This window comes from Bacteroidota bacterium (genome assembly GCA_030706565.1).
Classification (GTDB): domain Bacteria; phylum Bacteroidota; class Bacteroidia; order Bacteroidales; family JAUZOH01; genus JAUZOH01.
Genome location: JAUZOH010000527.1, coordinates 1 through 2,320, shown reverse-complemented (window position 1 = coordinate 2,320; position 2,320 = coordinate 1). Strand labels below are relative to the sequence as shown.

The 2,320-nt window shown below is 38.1% G+C and carries 3 protein-coding genes; all 3 read right to left on the bottom strand.

Features of this window, described 5'->3' with window-relative positions; translation table 11 throughout:
* On the bottom strand, positions 1-352 hold a 352-nt coding region (rpsF, locus tag Q8907_16410; protein MDP4275852.1), incomplete at its 3' end, for a 30S ribosomal protein S6.
* Positions 353-538: 186 nt separating this feature from the next.
* Positions 539-1,204, bottom strand: coding sequence for an HAD family phosphatase (locus Q8907_16405; GenBank protein MDP4275851.1), 666 nt, complete (start codon positions 1,202-1,204; stop codon positions 539-541).
* Between the two features lie 132 nt (positions 1,205-1,336).
* On the bottom strand, positions 1,337-2,320 hold a 984-nt coding region (locus Q8907_16400), incomplete at its 5' end, for an adenylate/guanylate cyclase domain-containing protein (GenBank protein MDP4275850.1).

Genomic DNA, 2,320 nt, shown 5'->3' with positions numbered 1-2,320 from the left:
TGTCATCAGTTGCTTCAGTGTTAGACTTCTGATTCTTCTTCTTTACGCTGTATTCAATGGCATATTTATCCATTTTTACAGTCAGAAAACGAATGATACGTTCGTCCCTGCGATACTCGGTTTCGAGTTTCGCAATCAATTGACTGTCAGCTGTAAAGCTAATTAAGTTGTAAAAGCCTGTGCTTTTTTTCTGAATGGGATAGGCCAGCTTTCTTAATCCCCAATTCTCTTCATAGACTATCGCTCCTCCTTCAGAGGTAATCAAGTCTTTAAATTTATTTACCGCTTCCTTTATCTGGGCCTCAGATAAAACGGGAGTTGCAATGAAAACGGTTTCATACTGATTAACCATAAATATAACTTTATTTAAATTATAAATTAATAATAAGCGCAAAAGTAGGAACTTTTTCCTTTCCTGCAAAATTATTCAGACTTTCCTTTAAAAAAGATGGATTATTGCCAGATTCCTGCTTCGAAATAGCTTGAGAATCCGGCTTTAATCTGGATACTTCCCTCTTCCTTTATCATTGAAATTGAATTAGTTGATCAGGGCTAAAGCTTTTTCGTAACTTAGTTCAGTGAAATTTTTCACAATCAGGTCAGCTTCGGTCAATGCTTCAGCTTCATTAGTGGTGGTTAAAGCGATTACTTTCATTCCTGCATTTTTCCCTGATTTTATCCCGAACACAGAATCTTCAATTACAATGCAGCGGCTTGGCTCTGTGTTGACCTTTTTGGCTGCTTTCAGGTAGACTTCAGGATCTGGTTTGCCTTTTTTTAAGTCTTCTTCGCTGACTATGGCTTCAAAGTAACCTTGAATATGGGTACTTTCAATTACGAACCTTACATTGTCCATTGGACCGGAGGTGCCAACAGCTATTTTTACCCCGTTTTTCTTCAATTCTTCCAGAAATGTAGGCAAACCTTTTACAGGCTTAATGGTCTTTGAAAAAAGATCCCGGTAAATCCCTTCTTTTTCGATTTTATAAATGAGGACTTCTTCATCAGTTATTTCTCTTTTAAATAAATAGCGTAGATAATCCCTGTTTGTTTTTCCAAATAAGCTTTCCAGTTCCTTACGTGTTACCTGGATATGATGGGCATTGCAAAATTCTCCCCACGATTCAGTATGTACTTCCTTGTTGTCCACCAGTACTCCGTCCATATCAAAAAGCACTGCGAACTGTTCATTGTTTGGTCTCATGGTGTGATTTGTACTTCTAATTCTTAATTTTACAGATATTCAATAATATTTCAAGCTGTTCCCCTTTTTTTGAGGGAAATAAAACAGCCTGAATTAAAAATGCAAAAGTACAACAATAGGTTGAAAAAATGTTTACTTAATGATCTGCATCAACCTTTCAATTTGTTTTTGTTTGTTCACTTCGCGCAATTTCCGTGCAGTTTGGGTGAAATATTGGTGAGAAGAAATAAATTTAAGTTGCATTTTATTCCATTCGTTAAAGCTACCGACTCTGTTTCTGGCTTTTAATTCTTCGTAAAGGGCACTTGAAACAGGTATAAAATCAGGCCGTCCCAGATAATCGAGATCCGAATCGCAGAGTATTTCTTCAAGAGAATTTTGGGGTTTGTTGGGTAATTTGGTGGCCAATATGGTGTTGCAGATGGTTTCAATTTGTTCTTCTTTGTATTTGAATTTTGGAAGGTATTCCCTTGCGAATTCTGTACTGCGCAATTCGTGATTGTCGTATTCCACGATATGGCCTATATCGTGGAAAAGAGCAGCAGTCTTAAGTAATAGAATTTCTTCCTCGGTGACTCCTTCGCCCCATCCAATCAGTTCGGCTTCGGTTACTACATCCACTGTGTGCTTTACGTTATGGTAATATAAGTCTTTGGGCAGTTCATTTTCCAGTTTGTCGAGGATCATCTCTTGGATATCGTTAAATTGAACGAGTCCATATTTTATCCTGAACGGCCGGGTAGGGGACAGGCCTTTGCGTTCAAGCGAAAGCTCAGGTTTAATGCCAACTACCGTGTAAAGTTCAAGGTCTTTTTGATATTTCACAGGCAGTTTGCCGTAATATTCACAGACAAAAAATTCTTTAACCAGTTCGTAGGTCATGACAGAAATAAGGATTTTATTAAGACTTCCGCAGGATTCAATGCGGCTGGTGATATTTACCGTATCTCCCTTGATTTCATAAGCAACCTTTTTTTTACCCATAATATTTGCCATAACCGGGCCTGTATGTATGCTTACTACGATATCCCAGACTTTCCGTCCGTCATTACTGTGATTCCGGTGAATTGTTTCCAGGTATTGTTGCATTTCCATTGCAGCAAGGACAACCTGGAT

Excerpts from the sequence above, each read along its gene's own strand:
- Q8907_16405 (MDP4275851.1), bottom strand. The coding sequence starts at position 1,204 with ATGAGACCAAACAATGAACAGTTCGCAGTGCTTTTTGATATGGACGGA.